Raw genomic sequence first — 20,463 nt, forward strand, 5'->3', positions numbered from 1 at the left:
CAGCCTCCTTACAGGGTCATGGAATCCACGTAGACGTCTACGTTCTTCACTTCGACGCCGGTGTTTTTGGTGACCACGTACCGCACCTCGTTCATGATGGACGAGCAGACAGCGGGGAGGTTGACACCGTTCTCCACAATGATGTGGAGCTCAATGGAAATGGTATTGTCTTCGTGATAGGTGATGCTGACGCCCTTGCTCATGGCCTCGCGGCGCAGCAGATGGACCAGTCCGTCGGTCATGGAGCGGTAGGCCATGCCCTTGACGCCGAAGCAGTTGGTGGCGGCCATGCCCGTGATGTTGGAAAACACGGCGCTGCTGACGGAGATATCGCCCTGATCGGACTTGAATTGGATCATAGAGAACATCCTCTCTTTTCTCAGTGATGGGATGGAACGGGAAAATGTCTCCCTGCGGGAGCAGTTCATACTTAATCGTTATTATATACGATTTTCCCCAAAAGCACAAGCCCAAAACGGCACGTTTCCGGCGCTTTCCGGTCCGGCGGCTTCCGGCGGAGGGGGTGTCGCTGCCGGAAATTCTGAAATTCTGCATCTTTCTATTGAAAAAACGGGGCGGGTGCCGTAAAATAAACTGACGATTCCATGCGTCGGGACGGGACAGGCGTTCCCCCGGCGGCAAAAAAGGAGAACAACCATGAGAGTGATCACCGGAAGCGCACGGGGCCGCCGGCTGAAAGAGCTGGAGGGTCTGGAGACCCGTCCCACCACCGACCGGGTGAAGGAGGGCCTGTTCAGCGCCCTCCAGTTTGATATCGAGGGGCGGCGGGTGCTGGACCTGTTCGCCGGAACGGGACAGTTGGGCATCGAGGCCCTGTCCCGGGGCGCGGCCCGGTGCGTGTTCGTGGACCAGCGGACCGACGCGGTGAACTGCATCCGGGAGAACCTGCGGCTGACGGGACTGGCCGACCGGGCCCAGGTGGTGTCCGGGGAGTCCATGGCCTACCTCGGCGCCCTGCGGGAGAAATTCGACATCATCTTTCTGGACCCGCCCTACGCGGCGGGACTGCTGGAGCCGGCCCTGGCCCATATCGCCCGCCACGATCTGCTGAATCCCCACGGCATCCTGGCGGCGGAGTGTCCGGCGGACAGGGCGCTGCCCGCCCTGGCGCCGCCCTACGGCATCTACCGGACTTACCGGTACGGAAAGATCGGCCTGACCATCTACCACCGGTCGGGCGAGGAGAGAAGCGAGGAGACCGGCCAATGAGAACTGCGATCTGCTCAGGGTCCTTTGACCCCATCACCCTGGGCCATTTGGATATCATCCGCCGGGCCGCCGGCTGCTTTGACAAGGTCTTCGTCTGCGTCAGCCCCAACGCGGAGAAGCGGGACCAGATGTTCACCCCGGAACAGAAGCTGGCGCTGGTGCGGGCCGCCGTGGCGGAGCTGCCCAACGTGGAGGCGGAGCTGTTCAACGGCCTGCTGGCGGATTTCGCCGCCCAGCACGGGGCCGGGGTCATCGTCCGGGGCGTCCGGAACACCAGCGACTTTGACCTGGAGTACCAGATGGCCCTCATCAACAAAGGCATCCGGGGAGACCTGGAGACGGTGTTCTTCCCCGCCGCCGCGGAGTATCAGCACTTCAGCTCCTCCATGGCCCGGGAGATGATCCGCTACCATCAGCCCCTGGAAAAATATCTGCCCGGGGAGATCCTCCCCCTGGTGCGGGAAATGAGAAAGGAAGGGAACACCCATGAGCAGCGCTGATGTGAACAGCCTGATCGATATGCTGTACGAGAAGATCGAGGACGCCCGCTCGCCAGCCCTGAAGCCCAATATGAGCATGGTGGACCGGGACGAGATGCTGGAGCTGCTGGACGAGCTGCGCAGCCAGCTGCCCGTGGAGATCAAGCGGGCCCAGGAGCTGCTGGCCGCCCGGGAGAAATTCGTGGAGGACGCCAAGCGGGACGTGGACCGCATGATGCGTCAGGCGGAGCTGGAGGCCAAGTCCAAGGTCTCTGAGAGCGAGGTCATGGCCGCCGCCAAGGAGCGCAGCCGTCAGATCATCGCCCACGCCGAGGACCGCACCCGCCAGATGTATCAGGTGTGCAACGAGTACACCGAGGACGCCCTGGCCCGGACGGAGGAGGCCATCCAGATGGCCCTGGACGAGGTGAAGCAGTCCCGCATCCGGTTCCGCTCCACCTCCGCCGCCAAGCTCCAGGAGCAGCGGGCCAAACTCCAGGAGGAACAGGCCGCCAAGGCCAGTGGGAAATCTGACGAGGGACAGGCCTGAAATTTCGTAAAAAACGACGAATACCATCTGACAGTTTTTTACAAGAAACTACATATAGCGACAAAAACGAAAAAATTGCCGTCCGGCACAATATCTTGTGCCGGACGGCTTTTTGTTTTTATGGAAACCAGCAAAAACCGACTCGAACATTTGTTTTAAAATGTGGAAAATCAGGAAAAACTGTGGAAAACCAGCTGTTTTGCCTGAGTTCCTGTCGCAAAAAAAGCCTTGCAATCCACGGGATTTTTGCTTATACTTTGAAAGTGAGGTGGGGGAAAGTGGTGATTTGTGCCATGAAAGGGATGAATAATCCCATCCCCGCCCTGAAACGCCGAAAAAGTGGGAGGGGATGGCCATGGCGCGGCTGCTGGGAAAGTCCAACAACAGCATCGACACCAAGGGCCGCATCGTCATCCCCGCCGCCATGCGGGAGGCGCTGGGCGCCACGTTTTACATCACCATCGGCGCCCTGAACTGCCTGACCATCTACCCCGAGGCCAAGTGGGAGCAGATCTCCCAGGCCATGGACGAGCTGCCCTACACCGAGGCGGAGCCGCTGAGCCTGCTGTACGCCAACGCGGTGCAGTGCGAGCCGGACGCCCAGGGGCGCATCCTGATCCCCGCCACCCTCCGCTCCTACGCGGGGCTGAAGAAGAACGCCACCATCGTGGGAAAGAACACCTTCGCCGAGATCTGGGACGAGAAGACCTGGGCGGACCGGGAGGCCCAGCTGCTGTCCCAGGGCAACATGGCGGCCGCCATGGACGCGCTGGCCCGGTGCCGCCGGGAACGGAGCTGAGCCGATGGACAAGCCGATGGAGTACGGGCACAAGCCCGTTTTGCTGGAGGAGTGCCTCCGGGGACTGAACATCCGGCCGGAGGGCGTCTACGTGGACGGCACTCTGGGCCGGGCGGGCCACTCCCGGGAGATCGTGAAGCGGCTCACCACCGGGCGGCTCATCGCCATTGACCGGGATCAGGCGGCCATCGACGCCGCCGGGGAGCTGCTGGCCCCCTGGAAGGACCGGGTGACCCTGGTCCACAGCAATTTCGACCGCCTGGGGGGCATTTTGGACGAGCTGGGCGTGTCCGGCGCCGACGGGATGCTGTTCGACCTGGGCGTCTCCTCGCCCCAGCTGGACGATCCGTCCAGAGGGTTTTCCTACATGCACGACGCGCCCCTGGACATGCGGATGGACGACACCGCTCCGCTGACCGCCAGAGACGTGGTGAATACCTGGAGCTATGAGGAGCTGCGCCGCATCCTGTTCGACTACGGCGAGGAGCGGTACGCCCCCGCCATCGCCAAGGCCATCGTGAAGTGCCGGGAGACGGCGCCCATCGAGACGACGTTCGAACTGGTGGACGTCATCCGCAGCGCCATGCCGGCGGCGGCCCTGCGGGAGAAGCAGCACCCCGCCAAGCGCAGCTTTCAGGCCGTCCGCATCGCCGTCAACGGGGAGCTGGACGCCCTGGCCGCCATGCTGGAGACGGCGGCGGACAAGCTGAATCCCGGCGGCCGTCTGGCGGTGATCACCTTCCACTCCCTGGAGGACCGGATGGTGAAGAAAGCCTTCCAGAAACTGGCCTCCGGCTGCACCTGCCCGCCGGAATTCCCGGTGTGCGTCTGTGGAAAGAAGCCCAAGGTCCGTCTGGTGAACCGGAAGCCCATCGTCTCCGGACCGGCGGAGCTGGAGGAAAATCCCCGGGCCAGAAGCGCCAAGCTGCGGGTGGCGGAGAAGTGCGACCCGTTTGATCTATAAGTATCTATAAGTTTTACGGAAGAAGTTTTGAGTTTTTCGGCGCCTGCCCCGAGGGGACAGGCCCTGTACGGAAGATGGAAGGGGAAGGAAGATATGGCATCGGCAGCACAGGATATGCGCCATTATTCCGGCGGCGTATACGGCAACCTGGCCTATGGCCTGGAGCGGGAGCTTCGGGAGAAAGAATTGCAGCACGCCGGGGAAGTCCGCCGGGAACGGACCGTCCCCAAGACGGAGACCAAGGTACGCAGCCTTCCCCGGGTCCGGGTGCGGGAACGGGAGCGGGTGTCCCTGCTCTCCGTGGCGGGGTGCTTCGCCGTGGCAGTGATGGCGGTGATGGTGCTGTTCAGCTATGTGCAGCTCACCGCCCTGTCCTCCGATGTAGTGGACCTGCGGAGCCAGCTGTCCACCCTGGAGTCGGACCATGTGCAGCTCACCGCCAAGTACCAGCAGATGTACGACCTGAGCACCGTCAAGGAGGTGGCTGTGCAGGCGGGCATGTCCAAGCCCGGCAGCAGCCAGATCTACTACGTGGATCTCTCCGACGGCGACAGCGCCGTGGTCTATCAGAAAGAGGACCCGGGCATCCTGACGAAGATCGCCGCCGCCGTCCGGCATAGCGCCGCGTCGGTGAAGGAATATTTTGGCTGAGTGCCGTCATAAGGATTGAAGCGGGAGAGAAAGCCCGGCGTCCCGTCCGCCACACGGTAAAAAGCCTGCTGCGGCAGGCTTTTCCCAACTCCTGGAGCCGCGGGGAGCGGCCCTGACGGGAGCTTCGCGGACAGCGGGAGCGCCGGGGAAGCAGGAGGGAGTAAGGAGATAGCTGTCTTCTTACTCCCGTTTGATGTTTCAGCACGCCTGTCCGCAGGCGCACATGGCCGCGGCAGGCGGCGGAAAAGGAGCGTATCCATGGCAGAGCGGCAGAGACGAAAGAGCGACGCGGCCCGGCGGGCCAATCAGGTCATCCGGAGCAGGACGCTGCTGCTGATGCTGATCTTCGGCGTGGGGACCTTCGCGGCCCTGTTCATCCGGCTGTACATTTTGCAGATCCGGGATCATGAGGACTTGCAGGAGCAGGCCGTGCTCCAGCAGACCCGCACCTCCGTGGTGACGGCCTCCCGGGGCACCATTTATGACCGCAACGGCAACGCCCTGGCCCTGTCCGCCTCGGCGGAGACGGTGGAGATCAACCCCCGGGACATCGCCAACTTCGTGAAGGAGCAGGAGAAGTCCCAGGAGGAGGCGGCGGCAGCCGCCGCCGAGAAGGGGGATGTCTATACGCCGGAGCCCATTCTGGATCAGGCATACATTGCCCGGGGCCTCAGCCGCATCCTGGACGTGGAGGAGGAGACCATCCTGAAGCTGATGGCCAAGACCAACACGGGCTATCAGTACATCAAGAAAAAGGTGGAGCAGGACACGGCGGATGAGGTCCGCCGCTTTATCAACGGGGAGATCGACGATGCGGGCAACGAGTTGACCATGGTCAACGACGCGGGCAAGACCGTTCTGAAGTCCAATCCGAGGAAGAGCCCCAAAAAGATCCACGGCGTCTATCTGGACCCGGACTCCAAACGGTACTATCCCTATCACTCCCTGGCGGCCAACGTCATCGGCTTTGTCAACGCCGACAACCAGGGCGCCTATGGCCTGGAGGCCAAGTACGACGACGTGCTCCAGGGCACCTCCGGCCTGACGGTCACCGCCAAGACCAACACCGGCAAGGATATGCTCTACCAGTATGAGCAGTACTACGACGCCGAAAACGGCAGCAGCCTGGTGCTGACCCTGGACAGCAACGTCCAGTACTATCTGGAAAAGGGCATCGAGACCCTGGTGGAGAAGTTCAACGCCAAGAACGGCGCCGCCGGCATCGTCATGGACCCCAAGTCCGGCGCCATCCTGGCCATGGCCGGCAGCCCCACCTTTGATCTGGAGGACCCCAGCACCATCTACGATTCCAAGCTCCAGGCCAAACTGGACGCGGAGTTGGCGGACATTGAGAGCAAAAAGAGCACCTATGAGAGCGAGGAGGCCTACGAGGCGGCGGTGGCCGCGGCCTACAGCAGCGCCCGGGGCACCCAGTGGCGCAACCGCTGCATCTCCGACACCTACGAGCCCGGCTCCACCTTCAAGCCCGTCACTCTGGCCACGGCGCTGGAGGAGGGGCTGGTGACCATGAACAGCACCTTCAGCTGCGGCGGCTCCATCATGGTCCCCGGCTGGCCCAAGCCCATCCGCTGCTCCCGGGCCGCCGGACACGGCACCCAGGACCTGAAGACCGCCACCGCCAACTCCTGCAACCCGGCCTTCATCACCATCGGTCTGAAGATCGGCACCAAGACCTATTATCAGTACCTCAAGTCCTTCGGCTTCATGGAGAAGACCGGCGTGGACCTGCCCGCCGAGTCCCCCAAGGGCATCTTCGCCGACGAGAAGACCTTCAACTCCAACGTGGTCTCTCTGGCGTCCTACGCCTTTGGCCAGACCTTCAACATCACGCCGCTCCAGCTGATCCGGGCCCAGGCGGCCTGCATCAACGGCGGCTATCTGTACACCCCCTATCTGGTGGAGCAGATCGTGGACGACGACGGCAACGTGCTCCAGGAACACGACAGCGCCCCCGTCCGGCAGGTCATCAGCCAGGAGACCTCTGAAAAGGTCCGGGAGTGCCTGGAGTACGTGGTCCACGTGGGCTCCGGCAAGAACGGCCAGGTGGTGGGCTACACCGTGGGCGGCAAGACCGGCACCGCCGACAAGACCGGCTCCGCCACGGAGAGCAATCCCAAGGGCGACCTGGTGGTGTCCTTCATGTGCTTTGCCCCGGTGGAGGATCCCCAGGTCATCATGCTGATCACTCTGGACACCCCCGACCGCTACACCGGCACCTATCCCTCCGGCGGCCAGATGGTGGCCCCCGTGGCCAGCTCCATCATGAGCGAGATCCTGCCCTATCTGGGCGTCCAGCCGGACTACTCCAGCGACAGCGCCGTGAACGACGCCACCGTGCCCAACTGCGTGGACCTGACGCTGGAGGAGGCCAAGACCAAGCTCACCAACGCCGGCTTCTCCTGGTGCACTGTGGGCAGCGGCGACACCGTCACCGACCAGACCCCCGTGGGCGGCAACATCGTCCCCAACGACGCCAGCATCATCCTCTATCTGGGCGAACAGAAGCCCGACACCCCCAGCGTGGTCCCCAATGTGGTGGGCAAGACCGCGGCGGAGGCCAACAAGGCCCTCACCGACGCGGGACTCATCATGAAGGTGGCGGGCAACACCGCCACCTCCTCCGGCAACGTCTACGCCATCACCCAGGATAAGGCCCCTGACTCGGAGCTGGAGCCCGGCAGCGTGGTGAAGGTCCAGTTCGGCGCCCAGGCCTCGGAGGCGGACTGACGCGGCAGCACTTTCTGCATGGTTTCCGGCACAAAACGCTGTATACTTCCCGGCGGCGTCTGACTATAATACCACCGGCGAAAATATCACCGGCGAAGCCTGCCGGGACCATGCACAAAATCAGAGAAAAAGGGGCGTTTACCCATGAAATTACAGGAACTCCTCCGCGATATTCCCACCCTGACCGTCCATGCCGCCGGGGATCTGGACATCACCGATATCAGCTATGACTCCCGGAAGACCGTCCCGGGAGGACTGTTCGTGGCCATCAGCGGCTACACCGTGGACGGCCACGCCTATATCTCCAAGGCCGTTGAAAACGGCGCGGCCTGCGTGGTGTGCGAGCGGCCTCCGGAGATCGACGTGCCCTACGTCCTGGTGGAGCACTCCCGGCGGGCGCTGGCTCTGCTGGGGGCCAACTGGTACGGCCGTCCGGCGGAGAAAATGGTCATGACCGCCGTCACCGGCACCAACGGCAAGACCTCCACCACGTATCTGCTGAAGGCGGTACTGGAGCAGGCCGCCGGGGCCAAGGTGGGCCTCATCGGCACCAATCAGAACATGATCGGCGACGAGGTGCTGCCCACGGAGCGCACCACGCCAGAGGGCTTCGAGCTCCACAAGCTGTTCCGGCAGATGCTGGACGCCGGCTGCACCCATGTGGTGATGGAGACCTCCTCCCACGCCCTGTTCGAGGGCCGGGTCCACGGCATCACCTTTGCAGTGGGCATCTTCACCAATCTGACCCAGGACCACCTGGACTTCCACGTCACCATGGAGAACTACTGCGACGCCAAGGCCGTCCTGTTCCAAAACTGCAAGGCGGGCGTGGTCAACGCCGACGATCCCTGGACGGAGCGACTGATGAAAGACGCCACCTGCCGCCGGTACACCTACGCGGAGCACGCGGCGGCGGACCTGCGGGCGGAGAACATCTCTCTGGGGGCGGACCACATCGCCTTCGACGCCGTGACATCATCGGAGCGGGTGCCCGTCCGGGTGAACATCCCCGGCGGCTTCATGGTCTACAACACCCTGGACGTTCTGGGGGCGGCCCTGCAGCTGGGCGTCTCCCTGGAGAAGAGCGCCGAGGTGCTGGCCCGGGTACCCCATGTGAAGGGCCGGGTGGAGGTGGTCCCCACCCCGGGGAAGGACTACACCATCCTCATCGACTACGCCCACAGCCCCGACAGTCTGGAGAACGTGCTGAAGTCCGTCAAGGGCTTCGCCAAGGGCCGGACGGTGGCGGTATTCGGCGCCGGCGGCGACCGGGATAAGACCAAGCGCCCCAAGATGGGAAAGATCGCCGCGGACATCGCGGACTTCGCCATTGTCACCTCCGACAATCCCCGGACGGAGGATCCGGACCAGATCATCCGGGAGATCGCGGCGGGCATGGAGGGCACGGCGACGCCCTACGTCACCATCACCGACCGGGTCCAGGCCATCCACTACGCCATGGACCACGCGGAGCGCGATGACGTCATCGTCCTCTGCGGCAAGGGCCACGAGACCTACCAGGAGGTGGGCCATGAGAAGCGCCACATGGATGAGCGGGAGATCGTGGCGGACTATCTGAACAAGTGACGCCCGGCGCGTCTGATACCGATACCAAAGGGCCGGAGAGTCCTCCGGCGAGAGAGAGGGAGAGAAACACATGCTGAATTTATCCGGCGGGATCACCGCGCTGCTGTTGGTGATGCTGGCCAGCTTCCTGCTGACGCTGGTCATTGGAAAATTCCTGATCCCGGAGCTGCGGAAGCTGAAGGCCGGTCAGGAGATCCGGGAGGACGGTCCCACCTGGCACAAGTCCAAGGCGGGAACGCCCACCATGGGCGGCATCATGTTCATTCTGGGCAGCGGCGCCGTCATGTTCGCGGCGGGCTGGGACGATATGCTGGAGGGCCGGTTCTCCCACCTGTATATCTATCTGTTCGCCCTGGTGTTCGGGGCCATCGGCTTCGTGGATGACTACCGCAAGGTGCGTCAGCACCAGAACGAGGGCCTCACCGCCAAACAGAAGTTCATTCTCCAGCTGGCGGCGGCGGTGGTGTTCCTGAGCCTCATGCGGTACGAGGGCTTTCTGACCAATGACCTCTACATTCCCTTCGCCAACGTGACCGTCGCGGTGAACTGGATCGTCTATCTGGTGTTCGCCGCCTTCGTCATCGTGGGCTGCGTCAACGCCGTGAACCTGACGGACGGCATCGACGGTCTGGCCTGCGGCGTCACCTTCGTGGTGATGGTGTTCTTCACCGCCGCCGGAGCCCTGTGGGATTCCGCGGGCTCCCTGGCATTGTTCCCGGCGGCGCTGGCCGGCGGTCTGGCCGCCTTCTTCGTCTACAACCACCATCCGGCAAAGGTCTTCATGGGCGACACCGGCAGTCTGTTCCTGGGCGGCGCGGTGGCGGCCCTGGCCTTCGCCATGGATATGCCGCTGGTGCTGATCCCCGTGGGCATCATATACATTGCGGAGACAATGTCCGATATTATACAGGTCGGATACTTTAAGGCCACCCACGGCAAGCGGTTTTTCAAGATGGCGCCGCTGCATCATCATCTGGAGCTGTCCGGCTGGAGCGAGGCGAAGCTGGTGACGGTGTTCTCCGGCATCACGCTGGTGTGCTGCGTGCTGGCGTGGCTGGGCATCCAGGGCAGAGCGTGAATAATTAGGAATGAGGAGTTAGGAATTAGGAATTAGTCCCGACTCCTGAATTCCTAATTGCAGAGGTGGGCGCCGGGAAGCCGGAGCATGTCCGCCCCCTGAATTCCTAATTCCTCATTCCTAATTCCTAATTCTCCGAAGGGGGGGCGAGCGAACGTGAAGCAGAAGCAGGCAAAGCGCCCGCTGACACGGGAGGAGGCGCTGGCCCGGCAGAAGCGCCGGCAGTATCAGGCCCAGCGGGAGGCCGAGAGCCGGGAACTGGCCAGAGGCCCCATCGACCTGCCCTTCCTCCTGCTGGTGGTGATCCTGGTGGGCATCGGACTGGTGATGCTGTTCTCTGCCAGCTTCCCCCGGGCGTACTACAAGGAGAACGACCCGGCCAAGTATCTGATCCGGCAGGGCGTGTTCGCCATCATGGGCTTCGCCGCCATGGGCATCATCGGAAAGATCAACTACCAGCGCTACCGGGCGCTGGCAAAGCCCCTGATGATCCTGTCCGTGGTGCTGCTGGTGCTGGTGCTGATCCCCGGTATCGGCCAGGTGCGGAACAACGCCCGGCGGTGGATCGGCATCGGCGACATCCTGACCTTCCAGCCCTCGGAGATCGCCAAGTTCGCCGTGGTGCTGTACTTTGCCGACACCATATCGAAGAAAAAGGACAAAATGCGGACCCTCCGCTACGGCGTGGCGCCGTATGTGATACGCCTGGGCATCATCGCCGTCCTGATGATGATGGAGCCCCACCTCTCCGGCACGCTGCTGATTCTGGGCGTGGGCGCCATCCTGATGCTGGCGGGGGGCATCCGGTGGATCTGGGTGGCGCTGGCGGGAGGCGTCGGCGCGGTGCTGGGCTATCTGGTGGTGTTCGTGGGCGGCTACGGCCGTTCCCGCATCGACATGTGGCTGGACCCCTGGCTGGACCGCCAGGGCGACGGCTACCAGATGGTGCAGTCCCTGCTGTCCATCGGCTCCGGCGGCCTGCTGGGCGTGGGCCTGGGCAAGAGCCGCAATAAGTTCATGTATCTGCCGGAGGAGCACAACGACTTCATCTTCTCCATCGTCTGCGAGGAGCTGGGGCTCATCGGCGCGGGCATCATCATGCTGCTGTTCGCCGCCCTGATCCTCCGGGGCTACTGGATCGCCCTCCACGCCCGGGACCGGTTCGGCAGCCTGCTGGTCATCGGCGTCACGTCGCTGCTGGCCATGCAGACCTTCCTGAACATCGGCGTGGTGACGGGACTGCTGCCCGCCACGGGCATCTCCCTCCCCTTCTTCTCCTACGGCGGCACGGCACTGATGATCCAGCTGGCGGAGATGGGCGTGGTATTGTCGGTGTCCCGGCAGATGAAGCCCACAAGGGCGGGATAGCGGATCAATTAGGAATGAGGAATGAGGAATGAGGAATTTCCCGTTTCCCTGAATTCCTAACTCCTAATTCCTAACTCCTAATCCCTAATTCCTCATTCAAAGAAAGGCGGTGGGCATATGGAACAGAAACTGAACCGTGTCATCTTCACCTGCGGCGGCACGGCGGGCCATGTGAATCCCGCCATCGCCCTGGCACAGCTGATGCATGAAAAGGATCCGGACACCCGATTCCTCTTTGTGGGAGCGGAGCGGGGTCTGGAGAAGGACCTGATCCCCAAGGCGGGCTATGACTTCCGGACGGTCCACATCTCCAGCTTCCACCGGTCCATGCGGCCGTCGGAGATCAAACACAACATCATTTCCGTGGGAAATCTGCTGCGGGCCCCCCATGAGGCCCGGGCCATCCTGCGGGAATTCCGGCCCGACGTGGTCATCGGCACCGGCGGCTACGCCAGCTACCCCATGGTGAAGGCGGCGGCAAAGGCCGGCATCCCCACGGCGGTCCACGAGTCCAACATGGTGCCCGGTCTCACCACCGAGATGCTGGAGCCCTTCGCGGACCGGATCATGGTGGGCTTCGAGTCCTGCCGGGCCCACTACAAGCACCCGGAGAAGATTTGCGTCACCGGCACGCCGGTGCGGACGGACTTCTTTGACCTGACCAAGGAACAGGCCAAGGAGAAGCTGGGCGTGGATGACGGACGGCCTCTGGTGGTGTCCTTCTGGGGGTCCCTGGGGGCCTCCGGCATGAACGCCGAGATGGCGGACTGTCTGGCCCTGGAGGCCAAGAACGAGTCCTTCCACCACATCCACGGCGCCGGGAGCGGCGGCTATCCCAAGCTGCTGGCGGCGCTGGAGGAGCGGGACGTGGATCTCGCCGCCCATCCGGCCATTCAGGTGCGGGAGTATATCTACGACATGGGCACCGTCATGCGGGCGGCGGATCTGGTCCTCTGCCGGGCGGGCGCCTCCACCATCAGCGAGCTGACGGCCCTGGGGGTCCCGGCCCTCATCGTGCCGTCCCCCTACGTCACCAACAACCATCAGGAGAAGAACGCCCGGGTGCTGGAGGAGGCCGGCGGCGCCTGCGTCCTGCTGGAGAAGGACTCCAGCGGGCAGGAGCTGTACCGCCTGATCTGTTCCATCCTCCGGGACCCGGAGCGCCGGACCGCCATGGCGGCGGCCATGGCGAAGCTGGGCATCCGGGACGCTACAGAGCGGATCTACGAGACGGTGCTGGAGGTCTGTGACCGGCGCCCCGGGGAGAAGCGGTAACCAACCCGCCTCCCCGCCGCATACCATGGAACGATGAAAACATGGAGTGCGGAGGGGAGAATATGAGTCGTTTTCTGGTGGAGGGCGGGCATCCGCTGTCCGGCGAGGTGCCGGTGCAGGGAGCGAAGAACAGCGTGCTGCCCATCCTGGCGGCCACGCTGCTGAACGGCGGCGTCACGGAGCTGCGGGGCTGTCCCCGGCTGCGGGATGTGGACGCGTCGGTGGAGATCCTGCGGTATCTGGGCTGTGACGCCGTGTGGCAGGAGGACGTCCTGACGGTGGACACCTCCGGATTGTGCCGGTGGGACATCGCCGACACGCTGATGCGGGAGATGCGCTCGTCCGCCATTTTCCTGGGGGCCATCCTGGCCCGGTGCGGCCAGGCGGAGCTGACCTATCCCGGCGGCTGCGAACTGGGCCCCCGGCCCATCGACCTCCATATCAGCGGCCTGCGGCAGCTGGGGGCGGAGATCGAGGAGGAGGGCGGCGCCCTCCACTGCCGGGCTCCGGCGCTGCGGGGACGGGACATCGTGCTGAGCCTGCCCTCCGTGGGGGCTACGGAGAATCTGATGCTGGCGGCCTGCGGGGCGGAGGGCGTCACCCGCATCGTCAACGCCGCCAGAGAGCCGGAAATCGTGGACTTGCAGAACTATCTCCGCGCCTGCGGAGCGGAGGTCTCCGGTGCCGGGACGGACCAGGTGTCCGTCACCGGGAAGCGGCCCCTTCACGACTGTACCTATACCGTCATGCCGGACCGCATCGCGGCGGCCACCTATCTCTGCGCGGCGGCCTCCGCCGGCGGAGAGGTGCGGCTGCTGGGGGCGCGGGAGCGGCACCTTTCCACCGTAACGGCAGCGCTGCGGGAGGCGGGCTGCACCGTCACCGGCGACAGCGGCGGCATCACCTGCCGTGCCCCGGAGCGGCTGCGGAGCGTCTCTCCGGTGCGGACGGCGCCCTATCCCGGCTTCCCTACCGACGCCCAGTCGGTGCTGATGGCAGCCCTGCTGCGGAGCCGGGGCACCACGGTGTTCGAGGAGAACATCTTCACCAGCCGCTACCGCCACGTGGATGAGCTGATCCGCATGGGCGGCAGCATCCAGGTCTCCGGACGGGTGGCGGTGGTCACCGGCGTGGAGCGGCTCCACGGCGCCTGCGTCCGGTCCACGGACCTGCGGGGCGGCGCGGCGCTGTGCGTGGCGGCGCTGGCCGCCGAGGGCGTCAGCCATGTGGAGAACATCAGCCACATCGACCGTGGTTACGAGGATCTGGCCCGGGATCTGGAGTCCCTGGGCGCGAAAATTCTCCGGGAGGAGACGTGATCCCGTCCGGCGGGCCGGACGGGAAGACTGCACAGCGAAAGAGGGTGGGCGGATGGCCAGAAAACGCAGACCGCGCCGGCGCCGGCGCGGCTCCGGATTTCTCTACAGACTTCTGACGGTGCTGACCATCAGCGCCGTCATCGTGGTGGCTCTGACTCTGTTTTTCAAGGTGGAGACCATTGTGGTGGAGGGCAACGTCCGCTACACCGAAGACGAGATCCGGGAGGCCTCCGGCGTGTCCCCAGGCGACAATCTGTTCCTGCTGAACCGGTCCGCCATCTCCCAGCGGATGACGGAGCAGCTGCCCTATCTGGAGACCGTCCGGCCGGTGCCGAAGCTGCCGGACACCCTGCTCATCGAGGTGACGGAGTGCGCCTCCACCTACGCCATCCCACAGGAGGGCGTGGTCTGGGTGATCAGCGGCGCGGGAAAGCTGGTGGGCACCGCCCAGGAGACGGGGGACCTGCCGGTCATCGACGGCTGTGAGCTGCTGGCCCCGTCGGTGGGTTCCCACATGGCCCTGGCCACGGAGTTCCACACCCGGCAGGAGAGCCTGCTGAGCCTACTGTCGGCCCTGGATGAGGCGGAGGCGGTGGAGCAGGTGGACGCCATCCACCTGGACAACCCCGCCACCCTGGTGATGGACTACGCCGGCCGCTTCTCCGTGGTGATGCCCTACGGGGCGGACTACGGCAAGCTGCTCCGGTTCGTGGACGAGGCCATGGCCCGGCTGGAGAGCAACGAGACGGGCATCATCGACCTGACCATTGAGGGAGAGGCCCACATCCGGCAGAAGTGAGGAAGGAGCTTCCAGGGCGTATCAGGGAATTTTCAGCTTTCCCGGGGAAAAGCGGCAAAGGACACTTGACCTCGAGGGAAAAGTGGCTTACAATAACAACATATTGGGATATTATCGGAAGCGGCGTCTCCGGCTGGCCGGAGCGTTCTCCGTGGACAAACTATTGTAGGAGGAACCACTATGGCATTCGGTATGGAGACGACTCCCGACACCGTAGTCAACATCAAGGTCATCGGCGTGGGCGGCGGCGGCAACAACGTGGTGAACCGCATGGTGCGGTCCGGCGCCAAGGGCGTGGAATTTGTAGCCGTCAACACGGACAAGCAGGCGCTGAACGTGTCCAGCGCCACCTATAAGATCCAGATCGGTGAGAAGCTGACCCACGGTCAGGGCGCCGGTGCGGACCCGGAGGTGGGCCGCAAGGCCGCCGAGGAGAGCCGCAGCCAGATCAGCAAGGCCCTGGAGAACACGGACATGGTATTCATCACCGCGGGCATGGGCGGCGGCACCGGCACCGGCGCAGCCCCCATCGTGGCGGAGATCGCCAAGGAGATGGACATCCTCACCGTGGCTGTGGTGACCAAGCCCTTCGGCTTCGAGGGTCCCCGCCGGATGCGGGCCGCCGTGGCCGGCATCAACGAGCTGAAGGAGCGGGTGGACTCCCTGGTCATCATCCCCAACGAGCGGCTGAAGTTCGCCACGGACCAGAAGATCACCTTCGTCAACGCCTTCGAAATCGCCGACGACGTGCTGCGTCAGGCGGTGCAGTCCATCTCCGACCTGATCAAGGATACCGGCTTCATCAACCTGGACTTCGCCGACGTCACTGCCGTCATGAAGAACGCCGGCATGGCCCACATGGGCGTGGGCCGGGCCGCCGGAAAGGGCAAGGCCGAGGAGGCCGCCCGCATGGCCATTTCTAGCCCCCTGCTGGAGACCTCCATCGAGGGCGCCCGGGGCGTGCTGATCAACGTCACCGGCTCCATGGACATCGGCCTGGAGGAAGTGGAGCAGGCCGCCACCCTGGTGCAGCAGGCCGTCCATCCCGACGCCCTCACCATCTTCGGCGCCACCTTCGACGAGACCCTGGACGATGAGATCCGGGTCACCGTCATCGCCACCGGCTTCGACGAGGCCCCCGACGAGAAGAAGGCCGCGGACAAGCCCGCCGCCAAGACCGAGGCCCAGCCCGCGGCTCCCTCCGGCGTCCAGGAGCCCACGCCGCTGGACGTAGCGGACGACCCCAAGCCTGTCCAGGAGGACGATCCCTTCGCCGATATTTTCAAGATCTTCCAGAAGCGGGACTGACCTCCCCTGTCCGGAAGTCCCTTCCCTGTGTACAAATTGAAAGATTTTTCCAATCTCCGCAGACTTTGTCTGCGGAGATCTTTTTCTCTCCGCCGCCGCTGCGAAAGGCATGTCTTCCATGGGTGTTCTGCATGGATTTGCCCGTCGTATTCCGCCGGAAACTGCAAAGAGTAAGCATGCCGGCGGAAATGCCGGCGCGGTTCAGAAAGGAGGGATTTCTTTGCATGAACGCGTTGAAAAATCAAAAGGACGACTGCGGCGGGGCGCCGCCGTCTGCTTTGCGGCGCTGCTGGCGCTGCCGGTGTGCGCGGGACAGGCGGCCGCGGCGGAGGATATGACGCCGCCGGAGACGGAGACGGTGCGGGAGCTGGTGCCGGTGGGCCACACCGTGGGCATCAAGCTGTTCGCCCGGGGCGTCCTGGTGGTGGGCCTGACGTCCGGCAAATGTCCCGCCAGAAGCGGCGGACTGGAAAAGGGCGACGTCATCATCCAGTGCAACGGCACCGCCGTCACCTCCTCGGAGCAGTTCCAGTCCATGCTCCAGTCCGCCGGAGGAACGGCGGTGGAGCTGCAGGTGAACCGGGAGGACAGCCGGAAGACCATGACCGTCCAGCCCCAGAAAAACGACAGCGGCGACTGGGCCATCGGCGCCTGGATCCGGGACAGCATGGCGGGCATCGGCACCATGACCTATTACGATCCCGCCACCAACACCTTCGGCGCCCTGGGCCACGGCATCACCGACACGGATACCGCCCAGCTGATGCCCTTCTCCTCCGGCTCCATCCTGCCCTCCACCGTGAAGGCGGTGAAAAAGGGCCAGGCCGGTGCGGCGGGAGAGCTGCGGGGCGACTTTGATCTGGAGACCTGTCTGGGCCAGCTCACCGCCAACACGGACCAGGGCGTCTTCGGCAAACTGGAGAGCGGAGACGCCGCGGAAGCCGTGGGCGAGGCCATGCCGGTGGCCATGGCGTCGGAGGTGGAGAACGGCCCCGCCGTCATCCGGTCCAACGTGGAGGGCGACACCGTTCGGGACTACACCGTGGAGCTGACGAAGCTGACGCCCACGGCTGGGGATTCCCGGCAGCTGCTGATCACCGTCACGGACCCGGACCTGCTGTCCGCCACCGGCGGCATCGTGCAGGGGATGAGCGGCTCGCCGGTTATTCAGAACGGAAAATTTGTAGGCGCAGTGACCCACGTGCTGCTGAACGATCCAACCAGAGGATATGGCATTTTGATCGAAAATATGTTGGAAGCCGCAGGATAAGCCCCGGAAGCGCACACGAAAGTGTGCGCTTCCCCTTTGTGCCGGGTTTGCATCCGCATCATATGTGTGCTATAATCAGATAACACCCCATACGCAGAGCGCAAAATCATGCAAAACAAAAGACCGGCTGCCCTGTCCGGGCCGCGGAGAGGAGCAGCTATGGGCTTGGATGACGTGAGAGGACTTGTGACCATGCTGCTGGCTTACGTTCACCGATATGGGTATCCGCTGATGGTGATTCTGCTGCCTGCCCGGAGCGGCGGCGGGTACTGCTTCTGGATGGGCGTCGGACTGCTGTGTCTGGCGCTGTATGATCTCATCGGGTATCTCTGCCGCTGGAAGCATTTGTTCTGCTCCTATCAGAATCTTTACCACCAGCCCATGACGCCCTTTGACATCGACTGGGACGAGGTGAGAAAGCGGGACGCATATGGCGTGCCCGCCATTCTGAGCGTCATCGGGATCAGGGCGATCCTGTGTGAATACCTGCTGTGAAGCGTCCCGAGAGAGAACTTTGCCGCCGCGCCGCGTATGCGCCGCGGCTGAACAGCATATAAAAGGCATACAAAGGGCGGCGCATCCGCCATGGAGAAGATCGGGAAGCTCGGGACGGCGGGAAGTTCCTCAACGCCCTGAACGGCGTCTGTGCGCGGAGCCGTCAGGCGGACTTCACCGGAGCCGTCAGGTCTGAACAGAAAAGGAAGGGGAGACTGCAAATGGAGCGCAGCAAAAAGAGCGTGGGCATCCTGGGCGGCATGGGCGCCCTGGCCACGGTGGACCTGTTTGAAAAGATCGTCCTGCTGACGGACGCTGCCAGCGACGCGGAGCACATCCGGGTCTATATCGACAACAACACCGCTGTCCCGGACCGGACGGCGGCCATCCTCCACGGCGGCGCGGACCCCATGCCCGCCATGACGGATTCCCTGCGGAAGCTGGAGGCCTGCGGGGCGGACTGTCTCATCATCGGCTGCAACACCGCCCACTACTACCTGCCCCAATTGCAGGCGCTGACGGAGGTACCCTTCCTGAACATGCTGGACATCAGCGCCAAAGCCTGCCGGGAGCGGTTCCCCGGCGGCACGGCGGCAGTGCTGGCCACCACTGGCACTCTGTCCACGGGGCTGTATCAGGCGGTGCTGGCCGCCGCGGAGGTGCCCTGTCTCGTCCCCGATGAGGCAGAGCAGGCGGCGCTGATGCGGGTCATCTACGACGGCGTCAAGGCCGGCGCGGCGCCGGAGACCTACCGGCAGGAGCTGGAGGACGTTCTGACGGCCCTGACGGCCCGGGGCGCGGACTGCTTCATCCTGGGCTGCACGGAGCTGCCCCCGGCCTTCCGGCTGCTGGGATTGGACGCCCCGGTCATCGATCCCACGGAGGAGCTGGCCAAGGCGGCCATCCGCTTCTGCGGCTATCACGTCAAGGGCGAACCATAAACGAAAGACCTCCCCGGACCGGCCTCCAGCCGGTCCGGGATTTTTTGCGCCGCATGCCGGAGAATTACTCCGGCATCTTTACAAATTTGTAAGAATATTCCAGGATTCCCCGGATAGCGACAAACTCCTCTGCTATAATGAAACTACTCAGAAAAGACTGCTTTCAAAAGGAACGGCGAAAACGGTCCCCGGAAGTTCTGAGAAATCATTGAATGAGGTGGTCGTATGAACAAGAGGAGAATCAGCCTTCCCGTACAGATCCTGATGGCGCTGATCCTCGGTATCGCGGTGGGCCTGGTCTGCTTCTTCACCGGCATGGCGGACTTCACCACCAGCTATCTGAAGCCCTTCGGCACCATCTTCGTGAACCTGCTGAAATTCATCGTGGTGCCTGTGGTGCTGCTGTCCATGATCGACGGCATCGTCTCCATGGACGACATGAAGAAGGTGGGCTCCGTGGGCGTAAAGACCATGGCCTACTTCCTGGTGACCACTGCCGTGGCCTGCGTCATCGGCCTGATCTTCGCCAACATCTTCAACAGCGCCGGGCTGTTCCCCACCCTCTCTCTGGAGGAGGGCGCCGTCTGGGATAAACCCACCACCGCTAACTTCATGGACACCCTGATCGGCATCTTCCCCTCCAACATGTGGGACGCCTTCGTGCGGGCCGATATGCTCCAGGTCATCGTCATCGCTCTGTTCCTGGGCGGCGCCATTTTGGCGGCAGGAGAGAAAGGCCATCTCTGCCGGGACATGGTGTCCTCCGCCAACGAGGTCATCAACCGGCTGATGGAATTCATCATCAGCCTGTCCCCCATCGGCGTGTTCACCATGATGGCGTGGGTGGTGGCCACCCAGGGCGCCGAGATCCTGGGGCATCTGGCGCTGGTACTGCTGTGCGCCTATCTGGGCTACGCCGTCCACGCCCTGCTGGTGTACTCCCTGTCCGCCCGGGCCTTTGCGGGCATGAACCCCATCCGCTTCTTCCAGGGGGCCTCTGCGGCCATGATTTTCGCCTTTACATCCACCTCCTCCGCCGCCACGCTGCCGGTGTCCAAGGAGTGCGCCGCCGAGCTGGGCGCGGATGACGACATTGCCTCCTTCGTCCTGCCCCTGGGCGCCACCGTCAACATGGACGGCACCGCCATCTACCAGTGCGTGGCCACTGTGTTCCTGGCCACCTGCGCCGGCGTCCACCTGTCCATGGGCCAGATGGCCACCATCGTGGTGACGGCCACCCTGGCCTCCATCGGCACCGCCGGCGTCTCCGGTGCGGGCATGATCATGCTGGCCATGGTGCTCACCGCCATGGGCATCGATGTGAACCTCATCATGATCATCTACGGCGTGGACCGCCTGTTCGACATGGGCCGCACCTGCCTGAACGTCACCGGCGACATCGCCTGCTCCGTCTGCGTCACCAAATGGGAGCGGGACAAGGCGGAGAAGTCCGCCGGAGCCGCCAAGTAAACCCGTCCATACAGCGACCCGGCTGCCGCATACCCGCGGCAGCCGGTTTTTTGCGCAGAAGACCGCGGGACAGTCCTGCGGGCGGCGGAGCGATCGGGGCCGTGTCCGGAAAGAAGGCCCTCCGGCTTTGCC

Annotated in this window: 21 protein-coding genes; 19 read left to right on the plus strand and 2 right to left on the minus strand. The window is 63.9% G+C overall.

Features of this window, described 5'->3' with window-relative positions:
• Positions 1-8: 8 nt before the first annotated feature.
• A complete protein-coding gene (locus ACTNBU_RS02740; RefSeq protein ID WP_441030479.1) occupies positions 9-359 on the minus strand; it encodes an Asp23/Gls24 family envelope stress response protein in 351 nt (116 codons plus the stop codon).
• Here ACTNBU_RS02740 and ACTNBU_RS02745 point away from each other — a divergent pair.
• From ACTNBU_RS02745 to ACTNBU_RS02760, 4 genes are all read left to right on the plus strand, one after another.
• Positions 346-588 (plus strand): hypothetical protein, encoded by a 243-nt coding sequence (locus ACTNBU_RS02745; RefSeq protein WP_441030481.1) that lies wholly within the window; start codon positions 346-348, stop codon positions 586-588. The two genes, ACTNBU_RS02740 and ACTNBU_RS02745, sit on opposite strands and share 14 nt — an antisense overlap.
• Positions 589-657: 69 nt before the next feature.
• Positions 658-1,230 carry a 16S rRNA (guanine(966)-N(2))-methyltransferase RsmD gene (gene rsmD / locus ACTNBU_RS02750; RefSeq protein ID WP_441030483.1) on the plus strand — a complete coding sequence of 191 codons (573 nt, stop codon included), beginning with the start codon at positions 658-660 and terminating at the stop codon, positions 1,228-1,230.
• Positions 1,227-1,730: a pantetheine-phosphate adenylyltransferase gene (coaD, locus tag ACTNBU_RS02755; RefSeq protein ID WP_441030485.1), complete on the plus strand. Its 504-nt coding sequence runs from the start codon at positions 1,227-1,229 to the stop codon at positions 1,728-1,730. The genes rsmD and coaD overlap by 4 nt, the downstream gene beginning before the upstream one ends.
• The gene (locus tag ACTNBU_RS02760) at positions 1,717-2,259 is read left to right on the plus strand and encodes a hypothetical protein (protein WP_441030487.1); all 543 of its coding nucleotides are present in this window, start codon (positions 1,717-1,719) and stop codon (positions 2,257-2,259) included. The genes coaD and ACTNBU_RS02760 overlap by 14 nt, the downstream gene beginning before the upstream one ends.
• 48 nt (positions 2,260-2,307) lie before the next feature.
• Here the strand turns inward: ACTNBU_RS02760 and ACTNBU_RS02765 are convergent, their stop codons facing one another.
• Positions 2,308-2,616 carry a hypothetical protein gene (locus tag ACTNBU_RS02765; RefSeq protein ID WP_441030489.1) on the minus strand — a complete coding sequence of 103 codons (309 nt, stop codon included), beginning with the start codon at positions 2,614-2,616 and terminating at the stop codon, positions 2,308-2,310.
• Here ACTNBU_RS02765 and mraZ point away from each other — a divergent pair.
• From mraZ to ACTNBU_RS02840, 15 genes are all read left to right on the plus strand, one after another.
• Positions 2,615-3,058 carry a division/cell wall cluster transcriptional repressor MraZ gene (gene mraZ / locus ACTNBU_RS02770; RefSeq protein ID WP_441030491.1) on the plus strand — a complete coding sequence of 148 codons (444 nt, stop codon included), beginning with the start codon at positions 2,615-2,617 and terminating at the stop codon, positions 3,056-3,058. The two genes, ACTNBU_RS02765 and mraZ, sit on opposite strands and share 2 nt — an antisense overlap.
• Positions 3,059-3,074: 16 nt before the next feature.
• Positions 3,075-4,022 (plus strand): 16S rRNA (cytosine(1402)-N(4))-methyltransferase RsmH, encoded by a 948-nt coding sequence (gene rsmH, locus ACTNBU_RS02775; protein ID WP_441030564.1) that lies wholly within the window; start codon positions 3,075-3,077, stop codon positions 4,020-4,022.
• 93 nt (positions 4,023-4,115) lie between these two features.
• Positions 4,116-4,673: a hypothetical protein gene (locus tag ACTNBU_RS02780; protein ID WP_441030493.1), complete on the plus strand. Its 558-nt coding sequence runs from the start codon at positions 4,116-4,118 to the stop codon at positions 4,671-4,673.
• Between the two features lie 258 nt (positions 4,674-4,931).
• The gene (locus ACTNBU_RS02785) at positions 4,932-7,421 is read left to right on the plus strand and encodes a penicillin-binding transpeptidase domain-containing protein (protein ID WP_441030495.1); all 2,490 of its coding nucleotides are present in this window, start codon (positions 4,932-4,934) and stop codon (positions 7,419-7,421) included.
• A 144-nt stretch (positions 7,422-7,565) separates the two neighbouring features.
• Positions 7,566-9,008 carry a UDP-N-acetylmuramoyl-L-alanyl-D-glutamate--2,6-diaminopimelate ligase gene (locus ACTNBU_RS02790; RefSeq protein ID WP_441030497.1) on the plus strand — a complete coding sequence of 481 codons (1,443 nt, stop codon included), beginning with the start codon at positions 7,566-7,568 and terminating at the stop codon, positions 9,006-9,008.
• Between the two features lie 70 nt (positions 9,009-9,078).
• The gene (mraY, locus tag ACTNBU_RS02795) at positions 9,079-10,086 is read left to right on the plus strand and encodes a phospho-N-acetylmuramoyl-pentapeptide-transferase (protein ID WP_441030498.1); all 1,008 of its coding nucleotides are present in this window, start codon (positions 9,079-9,081) and stop codon (positions 10,084-10,086) included.
• A 273-nt stretch (positions 10,087-10,359) separates the two neighbouring features.
• Positions 10,360-11,454, plus strand: coding sequence for a putative lipid II flippase FtsW (gene ftsW / locus ACTNBU_RS02800; RefSeq protein WP_441030565.1), 1,095 nt, complete (start codon positions 10,360-10,362; stop codon positions 11,452-11,454).
• A gap of 117 nt (positions 11,455-11,571) precedes the next feature.
• Positions 11,572-12,729, plus strand: coding sequence for an undecaprenyldiphospho-muramoylpentapeptide beta-N-acetylglucosaminyltransferase (gene murG / locus ACTNBU_RS02805; RefSeq protein ID WP_441030500.1), 1,158 nt, complete (start codon positions 11,572-11,574; stop codon positions 12,727-12,729).
• 62 nt (positions 12,730-12,791) lie between these two features.
• Positions 12,792-14,048 (plus strand): UDP-N-acetylglucosamine 1-carboxyvinyltransferase, encoded by a 1,257-nt coding sequence (gene murA / locus ACTNBU_RS02810; protein ID WP_441030502.1) that lies wholly within the window; start codon positions 12,792-12,794, stop codon positions 14,046-14,048.
• 52 nt (positions 14,049-14,100) lie between these two features.
• Positions 14,101-14,847 (plus strand): cell division protein FtsQ/DivIB, encoded by a 747-nt coding sequence (locus ACTNBU_RS02815; RefSeq protein WP_441030504.1) that lies wholly within the window; start codon positions 14,101-14,103, stop codon positions 14,845-14,847.
• A 180-nt stretch (positions 14,848-15,027) separates the two neighbouring features.
• On the plus strand, positions 15,028-16,155 hold the full coding sequence (ftsZ, locus tag ACTNBU_RS02820; protein ID WP_441030506.1) for a cell division protein FtsZ: 1,128 nt from the start codon (positions 15,028-15,030) through the stop codon (positions 16,153-16,155).
• Between the two features lie 220 nt (positions 16,156-16,375).
• Positions 16,376-17,425 (plus strand): SpoIVB peptidase, encoded by a 1,050-nt coding sequence (gene spoIVB / locus ACTNBU_RS02825; RefSeq protein WP_441030508.1) that lies wholly within the window; start codon positions 16,376-16,378, stop codon positions 17,423-17,425.
• Between the two features lie 159 nt (positions 17,426-17,584).
• Positions 17,585-17,920: a hypothetical protein gene (locus tag ACTNBU_RS02830; RefSeq protein WP_441030510.1), complete on the plus strand. Its 336-nt coding sequence runs from the start codon at positions 17,585-17,587 to the stop codon at positions 17,918-17,920.
• Between the two features lie 221 nt (positions 17,921-18,141).
• On the plus strand, positions 18,142-18,861 hold the full coding sequence (locus ACTNBU_RS02835) for an aspartate/glutamate racemase family protein (RefSeq protein WP_441030512.1): 720 nt from the start codon (positions 18,142-18,144) through the stop codon (positions 18,859-18,861).
• Positions 18,862-19,086: 225 nt separating this feature from the next.
• Positions 19,087-20,331 carry a dicarboxylate/amino acid:cation symporter gene (locus tag ACTNBU_RS02840; protein WP_441030514.1) on the plus strand — a complete coding sequence of 415 codons (1,245 nt, stop codon included), beginning with the start codon at positions 19,087-19,089 and terminating at the stop codon, positions 20,329-20,331.
• Positions 20,332-20,463 lie beyond the last annotated feature (132 nt).

Origin of the sequence: Dysosmobacter sp. HCP28S3_G4 (assembly GCF_052065175.1) — a bacterium.
In the GTDB taxonomy this organism is placed as follows: domain Bacteria; phylum Bacillota; class Clostridia; order Oscillospirales; family Oscillospiraceae; genus Oscillibacter.

What these genes read in the sequence shown, in the direction of transcription:
- ACTNBU_RS02815 (WP_441030504.1), top strand. Translation starts at nt 14,101, where the DNA reads ATGGCCAGAAAACGCAGACCGCGCCGGCGCCGGCGCGGCTCCGGATTT.
- ACTNBU_RS02840 (WP_441030514.1), top strand. Translation starts at nt 19,087, where the DNA reads ATGAACAAGAGGAGAATCAGCCTTCCCGTACAGATCCTGATGGCGCTG.
- ACTNBU_RS02765 (WP_441030489.1), bottom strand. Translation starts at nt 2,616, where the DNA reads ATGGCCATCCCCTCCCACTTTTTCGGCGTTTCAGGGCGGGGATGGGAT.
- ACTNBU_RS02785 (WP_441030495.1), top strand. Translation starts at nt 4,932, where the DNA reads ATGGCAGAGCGGCAGAGACGAAAGAGCGACGCGGCCCGGCGGGCCAAT.
- rsmH (WP_441030564.1), top strand. Translation starts at nt 3,075, where the DNA reads ATGGAGTACGGGCACAAGCCCGTTTTGCTGGAGGAGTGCCTCCGGGGA.
- rsmD (WP_441030483.1), top strand. Translation starts at nt 658, where the DNA reads ATGAGAGTGATCACCGGAAGCGCACGGGGCCGCCGGCTGAAAGAGCTG.
- ACTNBU_RS02740 (WP_441030479.1), bottom strand. Translation starts at nt 359, where the DNA reads ATGATCCAATTCAAGTCCGATCAGGGCGATATCTCCGTCAGCAGCGCC.
- ACTNBU_RS02760 (WP_441030487.1), top strand. Translation starts at nt 1,717, where the DNA reads ATGAGCAGCGCTGATGTGAACAGCCTGATCGATATGCTGTACGAGAAG.
- ftsZ (WP_441030506.1), top strand. Translation starts at nt 15,028, where the DNA reads ATGGCATTCGGTATGGAGACGACTCCCGACACCGTAGTCAACATCAAG.
- ACTNBU_RS02835 (WP_441030512.1), top strand. Translation starts at nt 18,142, where the DNA reads ATGGAGCGCAGCAAAAAGAGCGTGGGCATCCTGGGCGGCATGGGCGCC.
- coaD (WP_441030485.1), top strand. Translation starts at nt 1,227, where the DNA reads ATGAGAACTGCGATCTGCTCAGGGTCCTTTGACCCCATCACCCTGGGC.
- murG (WP_441030500.1), top strand. Translation starts at nt 11,572, where the DNA reads ATGGAACAGAAACTGAACCGTGTCATCTTCACCTGCGGCGGCACGGCG.
- mraY (WP_441030498.1), top strand. Translation starts at nt 9,079, where the DNA reads ATGCTGAATTTATCCGGCGGGATCACCGCGCTGCTGTTGGTGATGCTG.
- ACTNBU_RS02780 (WP_441030493.1), top strand. Translation starts at nt 4,116, where the DNA reads ATGGCATCGGCAGCACAGGATATGCGCCATTATTCCGGCGGCGTATAC.
- ACTNBU_RS02830 (WP_441030510.1), top strand. Translation starts at nt 17,585, where the DNA reads ATGGGCTTGGATGACGTGAGAGGACTTGTGACCATGCTGCTGGCTTAC.
- ACTNBU_RS02790 (WP_441030497.1), top strand. Translation starts at nt 7,566, where the DNA reads ATGAAATTACAGGAACTCCTCCGCGATATTCCCACCCTGACCGTCCAT.
- mraZ (WP_441030491.1), top strand. Translation starts at nt 2,615, where the DNA reads ATGGCGCGGCTGCTGGGAAAGTCCAACAACAGCATCGACACCAAGGGC.
- murA (WP_441030502.1), top strand. Translation starts at nt 12,792, where the DNA reads ATGAGTCGTTTTCTGGTGGAGGGCGGGCATCCGCTGTCCGGCGAGGTG.